The sequence below is a fragment of the Mesorhizobium sp. M0938 genome (assembly GCF_040319125.1).
Lineage (GTDB): Bacteria > Pseudomonadota > Alphaproteobacteria > Rhizobiales > Rhizobiaceae > Mesorhizobium > Mesorhizobium robiniae.
Genome location: NZ_JAMYNS010000015.1, coordinates 34,749 through 52,291 on the forward strand (window position 1 = coordinate 34,749; position 17,543 = coordinate 52,291).

14 protein-coding genes are annotated in these 17,543 nt (G+C 63.9%); all 14 read right to left on the reverse strand.

Annotated elements, in window-relative coordinates; all coding sequences use genetic code 11:
* Positions 1-87 precede the first annotated feature (87 nt).
* Positions 88-1,752 (reverse strand): cell division protein FtsZ, encoded by a 1,665-nt coding sequence (gene ftsZ, locus NKH73_RS23775; RefSeq protein WP_352936818.1) that lies wholly within the window; start codon positions 1,750-1,752, stop codon positions 88-90.
* A 67-nt stretch (positions 1,753-1,819) separates the two neighbouring features.
* Complete coding sequence (ftsA, locus tag NKH73_RS23780) at positions 1,820-3,127, reverse strand: cell division protein FtsA (RefSeq protein ID WP_065010306.1); 1,308 nt, start codon at positions 3,125-3,127, stop codon at positions 1,820-1,822.
* Positions 3,124-4,065 (reverse strand): cell division protein FtsQ/DivIB, encoded by a 942-nt coding sequence (locus NKH73_RS23785; RefSeq protein WP_352936819.1) that lies wholly within the window; start codon positions 4,063-4,065, stop codon positions 3,124-3,126. The genes ftsA and NKH73_RS23785 overlap by 4 nt, the downstream gene beginning before the upstream one ends.
* Positions 4,053-4,979, reverse strand: a complete 927-nt coding sequence (locus NKH73_RS23790) for a D-alanine--D-alanine ligase (RefSeq protein ID WP_352936820.1) — start codon at positions 4,977-4,979, stop codon at positions 4,053-4,055. The genes NKH73_RS23785 and NKH73_RS23790 overlap by 13 nt, the downstream gene beginning before the upstream one ends.
* A gap of 340 nt (positions 4,980-5,319) precedes the next feature.
* The gene (murB, locus tag NKH73_RS23795; RefSeq protein WP_352936821.1) at positions 5,320-6,285 is read right to left on the reverse strand and encodes a UDP-N-acetylmuramate dehydrogenase; all 966 of its coding nucleotides are present in this window, start codon (positions 6,283-6,285) and stop codon (positions 5,320-5,322) included.
* On the reverse strand, positions 6,282-7,688 hold the full coding sequence (gene murC / locus NKH73_RS23800) for a UDP-N-acetylmuramate--L-alanine ligase (protein ID WP_352936822.1): 1,407 nt from the start codon (positions 7,686-7,688) through the stop codon (positions 6,282-6,284). The genes murB and murC overlap by 4 nt, the downstream gene beginning before the upstream one ends.
* The gene (gene murG / locus NKH73_RS23805; RefSeq protein ID WP_352936823.1) at positions 7,685-8,812 is read right to left on the reverse strand and encodes an undecaprenyldiphospho-muramoylpentapeptide beta-N-acetylglucosaminyltransferase; all 1,128 of its coding nucleotides are present in this window, start codon (positions 8,810-8,812) and stop codon (positions 7,685-7,687) included. The genes murC and murG overlap by 4 nt, the downstream gene beginning before the upstream one ends.
* 1 nt (position 8,813) lies before the next feature.
* A complete protein-coding gene (ftsW, locus tag NKH73_RS23810; protein WP_352936824.1) occupies positions 8,814-9,965 on the reverse strand; it encodes a putative lipid II flippase FtsW in 1,152 nt (383 codons plus the stop codon).
* Positions 9,965-11,368, reverse strand: coding sequence for a UDP-N-acetylmuramoyl-L-alanine--D-glutamate ligase (gene murD / locus NKH73_RS23815; RefSeq protein WP_352936825.1), 1,404 nt, complete (start codon positions 11,366-11,368; stop codon positions 9,965-9,967). Before murD ends, ftsW begins: the two co-directional genes overlap by 1 nt.
* Positions 11,369-11,376: 8 nt before the next feature.
* A complete protein-coding gene (gene mraY / locus NKH73_RS23820; protein ID WP_352936826.1) occupies positions 11,377-12,459 on the reverse strand; it encodes a phospho-N-acetylmuramoyl-pentapeptide-transferase in 1,083 nt (360 codons plus the stop codon).
* Between the two features lie 24 nt (positions 12,460-12,483).
* On the reverse strand, positions 12,484-13,917 hold the full coding sequence (locus NKH73_RS23825; RefSeq protein ID WP_352936827.1) for a UDP-N-acetylmuramoylalanyl-D-glutamyl-2,6-diaminopimelate--D-alanyl-D-alanine ligase: 1,434 nt from the start codon (positions 13,915-13,917) through the stop codon (positions 12,484-12,486).
* On the reverse strand, positions 13,914-15,368 hold the full coding sequence (locus tag NKH73_RS23830) for a UDP-N-acetylmuramoyl-L-alanyl-D-glutamate--2,6-diaminopimelate ligase (RefSeq protein ID WP_352936828.1): 1,455 nt from the start codon (positions 15,366-15,368) through the stop codon (positions 13,914-13,916). The genes NKH73_RS23825 and NKH73_RS23830 overlap by 4 nt, the downstream gene beginning before the upstream one ends.
* Before the next feature lie 54 nt (positions 15,369-15,422).
* Positions 15,423-17,165, reverse strand: a complete 1,743-nt coding sequence (locus tag NKH73_RS23835; protein WP_352936829.1) for a peptidoglycan D,D-transpeptidase FtsI family protein — start codon at positions 17,163-17,165, stop codon at positions 15,423-15,425.
* Positions 17,162-17,539 carry a cell division protein FtsL gene (gene ftsL, locus NKH73_RS23840; RefSeq protein ID WP_352936830.1) on the reverse strand — a complete coding sequence of 126 codons (378 nt, stop codon included), beginning with the start codon at positions 17,537-17,539 and terminating at the stop codon, positions 17,162-17,164. The genes NKH73_RS23835 and ftsL overlap by 4 nt, the downstream gene beginning before the upstream one ends.
* Between the last annotated feature and the right edge of the window lie 4 nt (positions 17,540-17,543).

Here is a 17,543-nt window from a genome sequence, read left to right on the forward strand (position 1 = left end):
AACGGGTTGTTTTTTAATCGCTTTCAACATTAACAGGCAAACAATTTCTTGTCTGCCTGTTAACAATTGTTACAGACCGTTAACGGGTCAATTGGCCTGACGGCGCAGGAATGCCGGAATCTCCAGCTGATCGTCTTCCTGGACGGCCCTGCTCTGCGGCGTCAGCCGGCCCTGGTCGTCCAACTGGCCGCGGCGCGGCGCGTAAAGCTGCGGGTCCTGGCTGGCAAGGCGGCGCACTTCGGGCGCTGCCTGGCGCAGTTTTGGCTCGCGCGGCTGCGCCGGCTGCAGCCGTGCAGGCTCCTCTTCGCGGCGGGTAAGGCCGTTCGTCAGGCGCTTGAGCAGTCCCATCGGTCCGCTGTTCTCATGGTCGGCCGGGCGGGCCTTGGCTTCCACTTCGGCCTTCACCACCGGTGGGAAGTCCTCGACGCGCGGCATGCGCTGGGGTGCTGCGGCTACCGGGTGAAGCATTTCGCGCTGTGGCGCAGGCTGCATCACCTGCTGAACCACTGGCTGCACCATCGGCTGCGGCTGGGCCGGTGGCGCCTGGAAGATCTTGCTCTGTGGGCGGAAGTCTTCCGCCTGGGCAACCGGCGCGGGACGCGTCATCGCCGCGGCATTCGCCTCGGCAAGCTGGATCGCCTCGGCTACAGGATCGGCGGCGCGTGGTTCGTAGCCTCCCTGCTGGACAGGCGCAGGACGGCTTTCCGTGACCGGAACGGCCGGGCGGCTGACGGGCTTTGGCGGAGCGGTGCGGATGGCGATCGGCGCGGCGGCGATGTCAGCCGCCGATTTGTCGATGCCGGTAGCAACCACGGAGACGCGGATGACGCCTTCGAGATCCTCGTCGAACGTCGCACCCAGAATGATGTTGGCTTCCTGGTCGACCTCCTCGCGAATGCGGGTCGCCGCCTCGTCGACTTCGAACAGGGTCAGGTCGCGGCCGCCGGTGATCGAGATCAACAGGCCCTTGGCGCCCTTCATCGAGGTCTCGTCGAGCAGCGGGTTGGCGATCGCGGCTTCGGCGGCGGCCATTGCGCGCCCCTCGCCGGAAGCTTCGCCCGTCCCCATCATCGCCTTGCCCATCTCGCGCATGACCGAGCGGACGTCGGCGAAGTCGAGGTTGATCAGTCCTTCCTTGACCATCAGGTCGGTGATGCAGGCCACCCCGGAGTAGAGCACCTGGTCGGCCATGGCGAAAGCGTCGGCGAAGGTCGTCTTGTCATTGGCCAGCCGGAACAGGTTCTGGTTGGGGATGACGATGAGGGTGTCGACGCATTTCTGCAATTCCTCAATGCCAAGATCCGCCGTCTTCATGCGGCGCTGGCCTTCGAAATGGAACGGCTTGGTGACGACGCCGACGGTGAGAATCCCCTTCTCTCGAGCAGCACGTGCAACGACCGGCGCGGCCCCCGTCCCGGTGCCGCCGCCCATGCCGGCAGTGACGAAGCACATATGGGTGTTGGAGAGGTGATCGATGATCTCGTCGATGCATTCCTCCGCCGCCGCGCGCCCGACTTCCGGTTGCGATCCCGCACCCAGGCCCTCGGTGACATGCGCGCCGAGCTGGATCAGGCGGTCCGCCTTGGACATGGTCAATGCCTGCGCGTCGGTATTGGCCACCACGAACTCGACGCCGCGCAAGCCGGCTGTGATCATGTTGTTGACGGCATTGCCGCCGCCGCCGCCGACACCGAACACGGTGATACGCGGCTTGAGCTCGGTGATGTCCGGCTTCTGCAGATTGATGGTCATTGTCTCCGTCCTTTGCCTTTCCCGCCGCTTCGCCGCTGCGGCCGCCTATGGGGCTGTCCCCGTCAATTTAAAAACTGTCTCTCAACCACTGACTCATTCGATGCAGTTTTCCGCCCGTTCCGGTCATCCTGAGACCAGAAATTCCTTTCGCCGGATGGCTCTCGAAATTCGCCATCTGCGGATAGATCAAAAGCCCGACCGGCGTCGAGAAAGCCGGCCCCTTGGCCGCTTCGGGCAGCCCCGCCACGCCGAGCGGACGGCCGATGCGCACATTGCGTCCGAGAATGCGGCGCGCCGCCTCCGGCAGGCCGGAAAGCTGGCTGGCGCCGCCGGTCAGCACGACACGCTTGCCGACGGCATTGCCGTAGCCGGACCTATTCAGCCGGTCGCGCAACAGTTCGAGCGTCTCGTCGATGCGCGCCCGGATGATACGCGTCATTACCGAACGCGGTATCTGCAACGGCACCTCGCCATCTTCGCCGATCGGCTGTATCGAGACCAGGTCGCGGTCGTCGGCACTTCCGGGCAGCGCCGAGCCATGCATCACTTTCAGCCTCTCGGCGGCGTCTAGCGAGGTCGACAGGCCCTTGGCCATGTCCAGCGTCACATGGTTGCCGCCGATGGCGATCGCGTCGCCATGGACGAACTTGCCTTCCGAAAAGACCGAGATCGTCGTGGTGCCGCCACCCATGTCGATGCAGGCTGCGCCCATTTCGAGTTCGTCGTCGACCAGCGCGGCAAGCCCGCTGGCATAGGGCGTCGCCACCATGCGCTCGACCGACAGATGCGAACGGTTGATGCAAAGCTCCAGATTGCGCAAAGGTGCCGCGTCACCCGTCAGCACATGCATGTCGACGCCGAGCTGGTCGCCAACCATGCCGCGCGGATCACGCACGCCGCGCTCGGCGTCCAGCGAAAAACCGACGGGAAGCGAATGGATCACCTCGCGCTCGGCCCGCAGCGCCTGCTTGGCGCCGGCGGCAAGCACGCGCTTGATGTCGGCCTCGTCGGCCTCATGGCCGCCGAGGTTGATGGTTGCCGAGAAGCTTTCGCTCTTCAGCCGGCCGGCTGTCATGTTGACGATCAACGAATCGACCGTCAGGCCGGCCATGCGCTCGGCGGCATCGACGGCAAGGCGGATGGCGTGCTCGGCCCTGTCGAGATCGATGACGACGCCCGATTTCACGCCTTGCGATTTCTGGTGGCCGATGCCGATCACCTGGATGCGATGCGAGCGCCCGCGCAGCAGCATGCCGTCCTCGCGCGGCTTGAGCTTGGCCACCACGCAGCAGACCTTGCTCGAACCGACATCCAGCACCGTCATGATGCCGGACCGGCGCGACGAGGCGTCGCTGTTGCCGCCAAGCCAGCTCATATTTTCGTCTCCGCCTTGCGCTTCGGCATTTTCGGCTTTTCGTTGAGCGCGGCCTGGCGCTGCGTCGCCGCTTCCGGCGTCAACTGGACGACGAGGCGATCGGACAGGCGCATGTCGACAGCGGCGATGTCGCGCGTCAGCAGCCCGTTCTCGCGGTCCATCCTAACCAGATCGGCGATCGCCTGATCCTCGCCGTCCTCGGGGAGCTTGACCGTGATGCCGTTCTCCAGCTTCAGGTCCCAACGCCGTTCGCCGATGCGGATATAGCCTTTAACCCGCGCGACAAGCTCTGGATATTTCTTGATCCTGGCCAGGAAATCCGGCGCCTTGGCCGGGGCGCCGGTGCCGACGATCAGCGGCAGCAGTGCCTGCTTGCCACCGGAGAATGGCGCGATCACGGCGCCGGACCGCTCGATGACGGAAAGCTCGCTGCCCTGCTGCCAGAGCGCAAAAGGCTCACGCTCCTCGATGCGCACCTCCAGCGTGTGCGGATAGACCTTGCGCACCGCCGCAACCTCGACCCATGGCAGTGTGGCGATGCGCTCACGCGCGGCTTCGGCATCGAAGCCGATCAGCGACGTCCAGCCATCGAGTTGCATCCTGTCGAGAATATCGATCTCGGAGGTTGCGCGGTTGCCGACGACCTTGATCTGGTCGACGGCAAAGCCGGTGCGGGCGGTGACGCCCTGAACGATGACTTCGACATGTCCGCCGATATAGGCTCCATAGGCACTGCTCGATACGAGCAGCGCCGCCGACAGCATGGCCGCAGAAAAAGGCGGCACCTCGAAGTCGCCCTCGCCCAGACGCGCCAGCACGCGCACCGGCCGGCGAAGCAGACGCGGCAGCACGAAATGGTCGAACGACAACGACACACCGAACAGCGTCGGCCCGGCCGCGCCTTCTCCCTTGCCCTGTCCCCACTTCAACGCAGACACGAAGCGTCCTCCACCATCCAACTCAACAAATCGCCGAACGAGTGCCCCGCCTGCGCGGCGATTTCAGGCACCAAGGATGTCGGCGTCATGCCCGGCTGCGTGTTGATCTCGAGCCAGACAATTTCGCCGTTCTCGGAGTGTCGATCATCATAACGGAAGTCCGACCGGGAAACGCCCCGGCAGCCGATAGCTTGGTGAGCCTTGAGCGTCAGTGTCTGTATTTTTTGGTAAATATTCGGTGAAATTTTTGCAGGGCATTCGTGTTTTGATCCGCCCGGGACGTATTTTGAATCATAGTCGTAGAAGGAATGGCCGGTCGGGACGATCTCGCAGACGCCGAGAGCCACGTCGCCCATCACGGCGCAGGTCAACTCGCGTCCATGCACGTAGCGCTCCACCATGACGGTATCGCCATACTTCCAGTCGGACGAACCGATGACCTGCGGCGGATGCGACTGGCCTTCATGCACGATGACGACGCCGAAGCTCGATCCTTCGTTGACCGGCTTGACGACATAGGGCGCCTTCATCGGATGCTTGTTTTGGATGGCGAAGCGATTGACCACCTTCGATTCGGCAACCGGGATGCCGACGGACTTGGCGATCTTCTTGGCCTGCTCCTTGTTCATGGCAAGAGCCGAGGCGAGCACGCCGGAATGGGTGTAGGGAATCGCCAGATATTCGAGGACACCCTGGACGGTGCCATCCTCGCCGAAAGGGCCGTGCAGCGCATTGAAGACGACATCGGGCTTGAGGTCAGCCAGCACCGATCCAATATCGCGCGAGACGTCGACGCGAGTGACCTGATAGCCTTCCTTCTCAAGCGCATCGGCACAGGCATTCCCCGAAGACAGAGACACGGGCCGCTCGGACGAGAACCCACCCAGAAGGACGGCCACGTGCTTGCTTTTCATTTCCCGTCATCCCCTCTCACGGCGGGCCCTCTCACGGCGGGTCTGCATCTCTCGATCAGAGCAGTCCTTGCTGTCACGATTTCCGCGACTTTGAGTCCGAGTCTCCCGGCAGGTTGCCCCCCCAGACGGAAAACGCGGGAAACGCGTCGAACGACTCAAATCAGGAAACGCTTTCAGGCAGAGAATCAGAGAGTTGATTCGCTGGCAAGTGCTTACGATTCCGAGAGATTCACTTTCCGTAAAAACGGCCATAAAAACTGTGCTGTGAGTCTTTGGCGCAACGGTCGCGCGATGATTCACATCGTTTGAAGTTCAAGCATTACATGAACATCAGATCGCGCTAAAGCAACTGTCCGAGGAACTCCTGGACCTCGTGCCCCGGCCGGAAATTGCCGATGCGCTTGATTTCCCAATGCAGCCGGATGCCCGACTTTTCGAGCACGCGCGTGCGCACCGTTTCGCCGAGATACTCGAGGTCGTAGCCGGTTGCGGTTCCGGTGTTGATCATGAAGTTGCAATGCATCGGCGACATCTGCGCGCCACCGATCATCAGCCCGCGACAGCCCGCTCTGTCGATCTCCTTCCAGGCCGATGTGCCCTCCGGATTCTTGAAGGTCGAGCCGCCGGTCTTTTCACGGATCGGCTGCACGGTCTCCCGATGGTGCTGGACGGCATCCATCGCCGCCTTGATCGCGGCCTTATCCTCCAAAACCCCTTCGAACAGTGCCGACGTGAAGATCAACCCGGCAGGTGCTGCCGAATGGCGATAGGCATAACCCATATCGGCGTTATCAAGCGTGTGCACATTGCCTTTGCGGTCGAGCGCCCGCACCGCGACGACGCGCTCACGCGTCTCGACGCCGTTGGCGCCGGCGTTCATTCTCAGCGCGCCGCCGATGGCGCCCGGAATGCCGTGGTAGAAGTGGAAGCCGCCAATGCCGGCCTCGTAGGCGACGGCGGCAACGCGCTTGTCGGGCGTGGCGGCGCCCGCCTTGATCGTCGTCGGGCCGATCGCCTCGGCCTCGCCAAAGCCCTTGGCCGAAAGCCGGACGACGAAGCCCCCAATGCCGCCGTCGCGGACAAGCAGGTTCGAACCGACGCCGACGATGGTCAGCGGTATTTCTTCGGGCACCGCCCTCAGGAACGCGGCGAGATCGTCCTCGTCGGCCGGCTGAAACAGCGCGTCGGCAAGTCCGCCGGCGCGGAACCAGGTGATCTTGTCCATCTCGGCATTGGGCGTGATGCGGCCGCGCAGGCCGGCAAGCCGGCCGCCAAGCTTGTCGATCAACGCCTGGCCGCGCATCACGGGGCCGTCCCGCCGAGTTCCCTGGGCAGCGTATAGGCCCATTGGGTGATGTTGCCGGCGCCGAGGAAGACGACGAAATCGCCTGGCTTTGCCAGGTCGCGGATAACAGGCGCAATCGCGGCCGGCCCTTCTATGTAGCGCGCGTCGCGATGGCCGCCGGAGCGGATGCGCGACACCAGCGCGTCCGACGTCACCCCGTCGATCGGCTCTTCGCCTGCCGCATAGACCGGCGCCACCATCACGGTGTCGGCATCGTTAAAGCAGACGGAAAACTCATTGAACAGATCATGCAGCCGGGTGAAGCGGTGCGGCTGGGCAATGGCGATGACGCGGCCCTTGGTGGCATCGCGCGCCGCCTTCAGAACCGCCGTGATCTCGACCGGGTGATGACCGTAATCGTCGAATATTTCGACGCCGTTCCACGAACCGGTACGGGTGAAGCGCCGCTTGACGCCGGCAAACGACGATAGGCCCTTCTTGATCGCCTCGGCCGAAAGCCCGAGCTCATGCGCGACGGCGATCGCCGCGGTCGCGTTGGAGACGTTGTGACGGCCGGGCATCGGGAGGCGCAGGCCCGCGATCGTCGACTGACCGCGGGTCTTGCGGTCGCGGATCACCACGTCGAATTCCGAGGTCGGCCCATCCATCCGGTGATTGGTGAAACGCACGTCGGCCTGCGCGTTCTCGCCATAGGTGATGACGCGCCGGTCCTCGATGCGGCTGACCAGCGCCTGCACCTCCGGATGGTCGGTGCACATGACGCCGAAGCCGTAGAACGGCACGTTCTCGACGAACTGGCGAAAGGCCTCGCGCACCTTGTCGAAGGAGCCGTAATGGTCGAGATGCTCGGGATCGATGTTGGTGACGACGGCAATCTCGGCCGGCAGCTTCAGGAACGTGCCGTCGCTTTCGTCGGCCTCGACCACCATCCATTCGCCGTCGCCCATGCGGGCGTTGGTGCCATAGGCATTGATGATGCCGCCATTGATCACGGTCGGATCTAGCCCCCCGGCTTCGAGCAGCGTCGCCACCATTGAGGTCGTCGTCGTCTTGCCGTGCGTGCCGCCGATGGCCACCGCCTGCCGGAAGCGCATCAGTTCCGCCAACATCTCGGCGCGACGGACGATGGGAAGCAGTTTCTCGCGCGCGGCCTTCAGCTCCGGATTGGATTTCTTGATCGCCGTCGAGACGACAACCACTTCGGCCTCGCCGATATTATCGGCGTGATGACCGACAAAGCACTCGATGCCCTTGTCGCGCAGCCGTTGCACATTGGCGCTGTCGGCCTGGTCGGACCCTTGCACCTTGTAGCCGAGATTGTGCAGCACCTCGGCGATGCCGCTCATACCGATACCGCCGATGCCGATGAAATGCACAAGGCCGATCGTCTGCGGCATCTTCATGCGTGCGTCTCCTTCCTGAAGTCCGATATGCTTTTCTTCGACGCAATAGCCTCTGTCAGATCGGCGAGCAACCGTGCCGCGTCCGGTTTTCCGGCCGATTTCGCCGCCCCTGCCATTGTGGTCAGCCGCTCCGGACTGTCGATCAGGGCACCAATCAGTGCCGCGATACGCTCGGGCGAAAGCGTGAATTGCGGATGCACTTCGGCGCCACCTGCCGCGGCCAATGCCGCGGCATTGGCCGCCTGGTCGTGGTCGAGCGCATGCGGATAGGGCACCAGCAGCGCCGGCCGGCCGATCACTGCAATTTCCGATACGGTCGAGGCGCCGGACCGCGACATCACCAGATGCGCCGCAGCCATGCGCGCCGCCATGTCGGTGAAGAAGGGCGACACCTCAGCCTCGACGCCGAGAGCCGCATAGGCCGCTTTCACCCGCTCGACATCGTCGGCACGCGCTTGCTGCGTGATATCAAGCCGCCTGCGTTGTACGTCGGAAAGCAGTCCGACCGCCGCCGGCATTACATCGGAAAAGAACTGCGCGCCCTGGCTGCCGCCGAACACCAGAAACCGGAAGCGCTGGTTTCCGGTCGAGGCCGTGTAAGGCGTCTTTGCCGCCTCCAGCACTTGCGGCCTGACCGGGTTGCCTGTGGTCACCGTCTTGGCGCCTGCAGCGCTTGAATCTTCCGGCAAAAACCCGCCGGCGATAGCATCGACGCGCCCGGCTAGCGCCCGGTTGGCACGCCCCATCACCGCGTTCTGCTCATGGATCAGCGTCGGCACCTTGCGCCGCGTCGCTGCATAGAGCGGCGGCAGCGTCGGATAGCCGCCGAAACCGACCACGACGGCGGGCTTGATCCGGCCGATCACGGCAGATGCCTGGCGCACGCCACCCCAGATCTTCCAGAAGGCGGCGAGCACGGCAAAAGGGTTTTTCGAGCCAATGGTCGCCGACTGGATCGGATGGATGCCAGCGGCCGGAAACTGGCCGGCAAAACGCTCGGCGCGGTCATCGGTGGCGAGATGCACCGTCCAGCCGCGCCTGATCAGCTCATGCGCCAGCGCCTCGGCCGGGAAGAGATGCCCGCCCGTACCGCCGGCCGCCAGAAGGATCGAGCCGCTCGACATTTCACTCCGCCGGCATGGCGCGTGGCGACGGTGCGAAGCCCAACTGCTTGCGCTTTTCCGGCCGCTTGCGCGTCAGCGCCAGCACCATGCCCATCGAGATGGCGATGGCGATCTGCGAAGAGCCGCCATAGGAGATGAACGGCAAGGTCATGCCCTTGGCGGGCATAAGCTGCAGATTGACGGCCATGTTGATGACCGACTGCAGGCCGAAAACCGTAACCAGGCCGCCAACCGCATAGCGTGAGAAATCGTCCTGCTCCTTGAGCGCGGTGCTGAGCCCACGCAGCACGATGAAGGCGAAGATGGTCATGATGAAGAAGCACATGATCAGTCCGAACTCCTCGCCGGCCACCGAGAAGACGAAATCGGCATGGCTGTCGGGTATGACCCGCTTGACGGTGCCCTCGCCCGGCCCGACGCCAAACCAGCCGCCATTGATCAGCGCATCGCGGCCCATGTCGACCTGGAACGTGTCACCCTCGCCGGTCAGGAAGCGGTCGATACGGCCGGCGACATGCGGGAACACCGTATAAGCGGCGAACACGCCGCCTATACCCGCAGCGCCCAGCGCGATAATCCACAGCCATGGCAATCCGGCCATGAAGAACATCACCCCCCAGGTGCCGAGCACCAGCATGGTCTGACCGAAATCGGGCTGCGCCACCAGCAGCGAAATGACGAGGGCCAGCAGCAGCATGGCGAACAGATTGCCGGGAATGTCGGGCTGACGCTTGTGTTCGGCAAACAGCCAAGCGCAGATGACGACAAAGGCTGGCTTGAGGAATTCCGAGGGCTGGATCGACACGCCGGCGAGCGACACCCAGCGCCGTGCGCCTTTCACCTCGACGCCGATGTAGAGCACCGCCACCATCAGCACCAGCATGATGCACAGCATGGCCAGGGCCATGCGCCTGATCTGCCGCGATTCCAGGAAGGAGACGGCCAGCATCACGCCAAGTGCCGGAATGGTGAAGATGATCTGCCGTGTGGCGAAGTGGAAACTGTCGAGGCCGATGCGCTGGGCCACCGCCGGGCTTGCTGCGAAAGACAGCACGATGCCAAGCCCCATCAGCGACAGGAACGCGGCCAGGAACCAGCGATCGATCGTCCACCACCAGGTGGCAACCGGGCTTTTGTCGAGACGGCTTTGCATTATCGTGTCCCTCCGATCGGCTTCACGCCATCGATAGTGCTCGCAGCTTGCCTGAAGGCGTCGCCGCGCACTTCGAAATTCTTGAACTGGTCGAAACTGGCGCAGGCCGGTGAAAGCAGCACCACCACCTCGCCGTTGTGATCATCCTTGGCCGCGTCGCTTGCGGCATGTTCGACCGCTGCGGCCAGCGTGCCGGAGATCTCGTAAGGCACCGCCTCGCCGAGCGTCGCCGAGAACGCCGGTGCCGCCTCGCCGATCAGATAGGCCTTGGCGATGCGCGGAAAGAGGCCGCGCAACGGCTCGATGCCACCCTCTTTCGGCAACCCGCCGGCGATCCAGTAGATGCGCGGGAAACTCGACAATGCTGGCGCTGCCGCATCGGCATTGGTTGCCTTGGAATCGTTGATGAACAGCACATGGCCCTTGCGGCCGACCTGCTCCATGCGGTGCGCCAGTCCGGGGAAACTTTCCAGGCCCGACTGGATCTCGCCGAGCGAGAGCCCGACCTTGAGGCAGGCGGCGACGGCGGCCAGCGCGTTCTGCGCATTGTGCTGGCCGCGCAGTGAGCCGATGCCTTCGAGAAAGGCGACGCGGCTGAAGCGCCCGTGCACCGCCTCCATCAGATCGGTGCCATTGGCGAAATAGCCGTCGGTCAGCGGCAGACGCTTGGAAATGCGGATGACGTGCCGGCCCGCCCGCTCCAGCCGGTCGGCGATCTGGGCGCACCAGGAATCGTCGATGCCGACGATCGCCACCTCGCTGCCCGCCACCAGCCGTTCCTTGATCGCGGCGTAGTGCTGCATGGTGCCGTGACGGTCGAGATGATCCGGCGTCAGATTGAGCAGGATGCCGGCGGTCGGATTGATCGAGGGCGCCAGGTCGATCTGATACGACGAGCATTCCACGACATAGTGCCGCCCGGGCTCCGGCGGATCGAGCGTCATCACCGCGCGGCCGATATTGCCGCCCATCTGCGTGTCGCGTCCAGCAGATTTCAGGATATGCGCTGTCAGCGCCGTGGTCGTCGATTTGCCGTTGGTACCGGTGATGGCGATGAACGGTGCTGCCGGCGCCAGCAAGGTCCGCTCGCGGCAGAACAGCTCGATATCGCCGATGATCTCGACGCCTGAAGCGCGCGCCAGCTCCACTGTCCAGTGCGGCTTCGGATGCGTCAGCGGCACGCCGGGCGACAGCACGAAGGCCGCGAACTTCGTCCAATCGGCGCCGCGCAGATCGCCGGTCGCGATGCCGACGGCCGCGGCATTGGCGACGCTGCCGGGATTGTCGTCCCAGGCGAGCACATCCGCTCCGCCCTCGATCAGCGCGCGCGCCGTGGCGATCCCCGAGCCGCCGAGCCCGAAGAGCGAAACGCGTTTGCCTACGAAGGATGCGGCGGGGATCACGCGGCCTCCTATCTCAGCTTCAGGGTCGACAGGCCGACCAATGCCAGAATGACGGCGATGATCCAGAAGCGGATCACCACCTGGCTTTCTGTCCAGCCGAGCTTTTCGAAATGATGGTGGATCGGCGCCATCAGGAACACACGCTTGCCGGTCATCTTGAAGTAGCCGACCTGGATGATGACCGACAGGATCTCGACGACGAACAGGCCGCCGACGATGACCAGCACGATTTCGTGCTTGGTGGCGACCGCGACCGTGCCGATCAGGCCGCCCAAGGCCAGCGAGCCGGTATCGCCCATGAAGATCGCCGCCGGTGGTGCGTTGAACCACAGGAAGCCGAGGCCAGCGCCAATCACCGCGCCGAGGACAACCGCGAGTTCCCCGGTGCCAGGCACGAAATGGATCTGCAGATATTCGGCGAACACCGCATTGCCGGAGAGATAGGCGATGACGCCGAAGGACGCGGCCGCGATCATGATCGGCACGATTGCCAGCCCGTCGAGGCCATCCGTCAGGTTCACGGCATTGCCGGCGCCGACGATGACGAAGCACGAGAACGGGATGAAGAACCAGCCGAGATTGACGAGAAACTCCTTGGCGAAAGGGAAAGTCAGCGACGACGAGAACGGCGCCTGGCCGTTATGCATGATCACCCAGGCGGCAATGCCGGCGATGACGAATTCAAGCGCCAGCCGCGCCTTGCCGGAAAAGCCGAGATGCGATTGTTTCGTCACCTTGAGGTAATCGTCGTAGAAGCCGATCGAGCCGAAACCGAGCGTCACCAGCAGCACCACCCAGACATAGATGCTGGACAGGTTCGCCCACAAAAGCGACGAGCCGACGATGCCGCACAGGATCATCAGCCCGCCCATGGTCGGCGTGCCGGCTTTCTTGAAATGCGTCTGCGGTCCGTCGGCGCGGATCGGCTGGCCCTTGCCCTGCCGCAACCTCAGCGAATTGATGATGGCCGGTCCGAAGATGAAGACGATCAGCGCCGCGGTGATCAACGCACCGCCGGTGCGGAAGGTTATATAGCGGAAGACGTTGAAGACCGAGATCTTGTCCGCGAATTCGACGAGCAGTGTGAACATGCGATTCGGCCCCCGGACCTGGCTCTAGGTCTGTTTGGTGGTTGCGGCTACAGCCGGAAATTTGCCGAGCAATGCGTCGACCAGCTTGGAAAAGCCGATGCCTTTCGACGATTTGATCATCACCACATCGCCAGGCTTCAGCGCCGACAGAAGCACCAGCTTCAGATCCTCGGCGCCGGCCCGATACTCCGTCTTGATCTCATCAGGCAGGATATCGGCCAGCGCCCGCATCTCCGGACCGGCGAGAAAAACCGTGCGCGTCTCGGTGCCGACTATCAGGTCGGCAAGTGCAGCATGCAGCTTCGCCGAATGGTCGCCGAGTTCGAGCATATCGCCGAGCACAGCGATGCGCCTGCCTTCGCCCGACACCGGCGTCGCGTTGAGCAGCGCCATTGCAGCGCTCATCGACGCCGGATTGGCGTTATAGCTCTCGTCGATCAGCGTGATCGAACCCCTGGGGTGGCGCAGCACGTGGCGCTTGCCGCGTCCGCGTTCGGCCGAAAGATCGGCCAGCGCCAGCGCCACCCTGGCGATGTCGGCGCCGACCAGATGCGCGGCGCCTAGCACGGCCAGCACATTTTGCACCATGTGGCGGCCCGGCGCGCCGACCCTGGCGGTGATTTCCTGTCCGCCGATCTTGGCGGTGATAACCGAATGGTCGGCATGCAGCGCGCATTTGAGCAGCTTGAAGGTCGCACGGGCATTTTCGCCAAACCCGTAAATGTGCTCGACGCCGGCGGCTCTCGCCATCTTGTCCAGAAGCTTCCAGCGCGGATCGTCGCGGTTGAGAAGGACGGCGCCGTCCGGTTCCAGGCCCTCGAAAATCTCGGCCTTGGCCCTGGCGATCTCGTCCAGAGTACGGAAGAAGCCGAGATGCGCCGCGGCGATCAGCGTGATGATGGCGACATGCGGCCGGACCATCTTGACCAGCGGCCGGATCTCGTCCGGATGATTCATGCCGATCTCGAACACGGCGTAGTCGCAATCCGCCGGCATCCGCGCCAGCGTCAGCGGCACGCCCCAGTGGTTGTTGAAAGACTGGGGCGATGCGTGCACCTTGCCGACTGCGGACAGCACATGGCGCAGCGCTTCCTTGGTGGTGGTCTTGCCCGCCGAACCGGTCACCGCGATGATCTTGGCGTTCGAGCGCGCGCGTGCGGCCAAACCCAGCTTTTCCAACGCGGCTAGCACGTCCTGGACGACGATCATCGGTGCCGTCAGCCGCCCGAGCGACGGCAGCTTGCCCTCGGCGACGACCAGCACGCCGGCGCCGGCCTTGATGGCGGCGGTCGCGAAGTCATGGCCGTCCATCGCCTCGCCCTTGATGGCGAAGAAAGCATCGCCCGGCTCAAGGCTGCGGCTGTCGATCGAGATGCCGCTAATGCCTTCCGGCATCGGCCCGAGCGGTCGTCCGCCCATGGCGGCGACGAGATCTTCGGAGGTCCACAGCAGGCTCATGCGGCGCGCTCCTGGAGCGCGGCGCGGACTTCCTCATGGTCGGAAAAATGCAACGTCTCGGCGCCAATGGTCTGGCCTTCCTCATGTCCCTTTCCGGCCACGATCAGCGTGTCGCCGGCATGGAGCATGGCGACTGCCTCGTGGATCGCCTTGCGCCGGTCGCCGATCTCAACGGCGCCGGGTGCGGCGGCAAGGATCGCGGAGCGGATCGTTTCGGGCACTTCCGAGCGCGGATTGTCGTCAGTAACGATGACGACGTCGGCGAGCCGCGTGGCGATCTCGCCCATGATCGGACGCTTGCCCCGGTCGCGGTCGCCGCCACAGCCGAACACGACGATGACGCGACCGGTGGTGAACGGCCGCACCGAGGCCAACACGTTTTCCAGCGCGTCGGGCTTGTGCGCGTAATCGACATAGACCGGCGCGCCGTTGGATGTTGTCCCGACGAGGTCGAGCCGGCCCGGCGCGCCCTTCAATTTCTCCAACGCGATCAGGGCTTTGGCGGCGGGCGTGCCAGTGGAGATGGCAAGCCCCGCCGAAACCAGGGCATTGGCTATCTGGAAATCGCCGGCCAGCGGCAGGTCGACCTCGTGAAGAACGCCATGGACTTCCACCTCGGCACGCTGACGGTGGCGCTCGTGCTCGACCCGCTTCAGTCTCAGGAACTCGCCATGACGGCCGACCGTCAGCACATTCAGCCCCGCCGCCCTCGCCGCCTGGATCGTCGGCTGCGACCATGGATCGTCGGCAAAGATCACGGCTGGCGCGCCCTTCGGCAGCAGTGCGTCGAACAGGCGCAGCTTGGCGCGATGATAGTCCTCGACCGTTGGATGATAGTCCATATGGTCGCGGCCGAGATTGGTGAACCCGCCGGCGGCAAGCTTCACGCCGTCGAGCCGGCGCTGGTCGAGCCCGTGACTGGAGGCTTCCATCGACGCGTGGGTAACGCCGGCATCCGCCAGTTCCCTCAGCAGCCTGTGCAGATCTACCGGGTCGGGGGTGGTCAGCGAGCCATATTCGTTGCGGCCCGGCGCCACCACGCCGGTTGTGCCGATCGAAGCGGCGGCGAAGCCCGACTGCTCCCAGATCTGCCTGGTGAAAGCCGCAACCGATGTCTTGCCGCTGGTGCCGGTCACTGCGACCATGGTTTGCGGCTGCCTGCCGAAGTAGCGGGCGGCACTCAGCGCCAACGCAAGGCGCGGATCGTCGACGGCCAGAACCGCCACCGGCAGTGCGGCGACGGCGCTGCCCTTGCCGGTCACGATTGCCGCTGCGCCGCGTTTGGCGGCATCGGCGGCGTAGGCCGCGCCATCCGCCTTGGTACCGGCGAGCGCGAAGAAAACCACGCCGGGGCTCACCTGGCGGGAATCCGACGAAATCCCGGTAACCTCCGTATCGAAGGAAGCTGTCCCCTCGACAGGCAGGATACCGGCTAGATCTTTCAGCTTCATCGAACCCCGTTCATCGCAACAAAATAGCGCGCAGTTGCCGGCGCGCCCTAAGAATCACTGATAGGAAACCAGCGTTGCGCCATTTTCATGGCTGAAATCTGGCTTCACGCCAAGCATGGAAGCCGAACGTCGGATGATGTTTGCAGCCATGGCGCCGGCATTCGAGGCGGCGGTCGCACCCATGCCGGGCTTTTCCGGCTTCGGTTCGTCGGCGATCGTAAGCACGATGTATTGCGGATCGTCCATCGGAAAAGCCGCGACGAAGGCGTTGAAGTTCTTGTCCTTTGAGTAGCGGCCGTTGACAACCTTCTCGGCCGTTCCTGTCTTGCCGCCGACACGAAAACCGGGAACCCTGGCGTTCCTGCCTGAGCCTTTCTCGGCATTGAGCGCGTAGAGATAGCGCATGCTCTCGGAGGTCTTGTCGCTGACCACTTTCTTGGCCACCGACATCGCCTGTTCCTGCGCGCGCCTCAGGAATGTCGGCTGGATCAGATAGCCGCCGTTCACCAGCGCAGCACAGCCAACCGCCGTCTGCAGCGGCGTCGTCGACACGCCGTGACCGAAGGCGATGGTGATCGAATGGACCTGTTTCCAGATTTTGGGCTCGGTCGGGCGGGCGACCTCAGGCAGTTCGGTCTGCATCTTCTCGAGGATCCCCAGGCGATGCAGGAACTCGCGGTGGCCCTCGATGCCAACCGCTTCGGCTTCCTTGGCCGAACCGATGTTGGACGAGTAGATGAACACTTCCGGCACCGACAGCACCCGAGCCTTGCCGTGAAAATCATGAATGGTCTGGCGGCCGATCCTGATCGGGCGCGAAGCGTCGAAACGGCTTTCCAGCGTCACTTTGCCGGAATCGAGTGCCATCGCGGTGGTAAAGCTCTTCAGGGTAGAGCCCATTTCGTAAAGGCCGGCCGACATGCGGTTCAAACGGTCCTTGTCCTGCGCGTTATAGGGATTGTTGGGATCGAAATCCGGAACCGAGGCCATCGCCATCACTTCGCCGGTCTTGACGTTGAGAACGACGGCGCCGGCCGCAATGGCGCGGTATTTCTCCATGCCGGCGGCGACCTCGTCACGCACGATATGCTGGACGCGCAGGTCGATCGAGAGCCGCACCGGCTTCAGATCCTTGGCCACGGCAAGGCCCGACGCCTGAAGGTCGCTCAGCCCCTGTTCGTCGATGTATTTCTCCATGCCGGAGATGCCCTGATTGTCGATGTTGGTAAGGCCGACAATGTAGGACGAGGTTTCGCCAGCCGGATAGAAGCGGCGCTTTTCGGTGCGGAAGCCGAAGCCGGGAATGCCGAGCTGCATGATGTCAGATTGTTGCTTGGGCGTCAGTTGCCGCTGCAGCCAGACGAAGCCGGCGCCGCTCTTCAGCTTGTGATAGGTCTGCTCGTAGTCGATTTCGGGAAGCACCGTCGCCAGCCTTTCGATCGCCTCGTCGGCGTCGACGATGCGGCGCGGTTCGGCAAACAGCGATGCGGTCTTGATGTCCGTCGCCAGCACTTCCCCGTTGCGGTCGACGATGTCGGGCCGAGACGCCGTCACCCGGCTCTGCGGGCCGCCGGACAGGTCGGGATTCTGGAAACCCAGATAGACCAACCGCCCGGTGATGGTCGAATAGATGCCGAAGAACACCGCCATCGTCATCACGATGCGCGTCCTGCCCTTGCCGCCGGTCGCCTTGCGGGCGCCTTCGACCACGATCGATCCGTCTTCCGACTTGGCGCGGCCGTTCAGCAGTCTGGCAACCAAGGGAACCTTGGCGATCGATGGAAGCCTGACGATCATTGGACGATGCCTCCGGTCACCACAGGATCCTTGTCGCCGCTGTCGGCCATTCCCCCCAGCCGCTGCGACGACAGGTCCTCGATGGTGACGGGTTTTGCCGGCAGCTCGTCCAGCCCGATGATCTGGCGGGCACTGACCGGCTCGAGCTCGAGTTGCGATTTATAGATCTCGGCCAGCTTTTGCAGGCGCGACGGCTGGGTAAGCAGGCTCCAGTCCGCCTTAAGGAGATCGATCGTATCCTCCTCGTAGCGGATCTGCGCCTGGATCTTGTGCACCGCCGCCAATTGTTCCTCGGCCTCGCGCTTGGTCTTGTAGGTCAGGGCCGCAGCCGAAACCATGACGGCGATCAGGACTATGTCGCTGGTACGAAACACGTGC

Coding starts and splice junctions, on each gene's coding strand:
- murC (WP_352936822.1), bottom strand. CDS start 7,688: ATGAAGATGCCGCAGACGATCGGCCTTGTGCATTTCATCGGCATCGGC.
- NKH73_RS23835 (WP_352936829.1), bottom strand. CDS start 17,165: ATGATCGTCAGGCTTCCATCGATCGCCAAGGTTCCCTTGGTTGCCAGA.
- ftsA (WP_065010306.1), bottom strand. CDS start 3,127: ATGAGCTGGCTTGGCGGCAACAGCGACGCCTCGTCGCGCCGGTCCGGC.
- ftsZ (WP_352936818.1), bottom strand. CDS start 1,752: ATGACCATCAATCTGCAGAAGCCGGACATCACCGAGCTCAAGCCGCGT.
- NKH73_RS23830 (WP_352936828.1), bottom strand. CDS start 15,368: ATGAAGCTGAAAGATCTAGCCGGTATCCTGCCTGTCGAGGGGACAGCT.
- NKH73_RS23790 (WP_352936820.1), bottom strand. CDS start 4,979: ATGAAAAGCAAGCACGTGGCCGTCCTTCTGGGTGGGTTCTCGTCCGAG.
- NKH73_RS23825 (WP_352936827.1), bottom strand. CDS start 13,917: ATGAGCCTGCTGTGGACCTCCGAAGATCTCGTCGCCGCCATGGGCGGA.
- murG (WP_352936823.1), bottom strand. CDS start 8,812: ATGTCGAGCGGCTCGATCCTTCTGGCGGCCGGCGGTACGGGCGGGCAT.
- mraY (WP_352936826.1), bottom strand. CDS start 12,459: ATGTTCACACTGCTCGTCGAATTCGCGGACAAGATCTCGGTCTTCAAC.
- ftsW (WP_352936824.1), bottom strand. CDS start 9,965: ATGCAAAGCCGTCTCGACAAAAGCCCGGTTGCCACCTGGTGGTGGACG.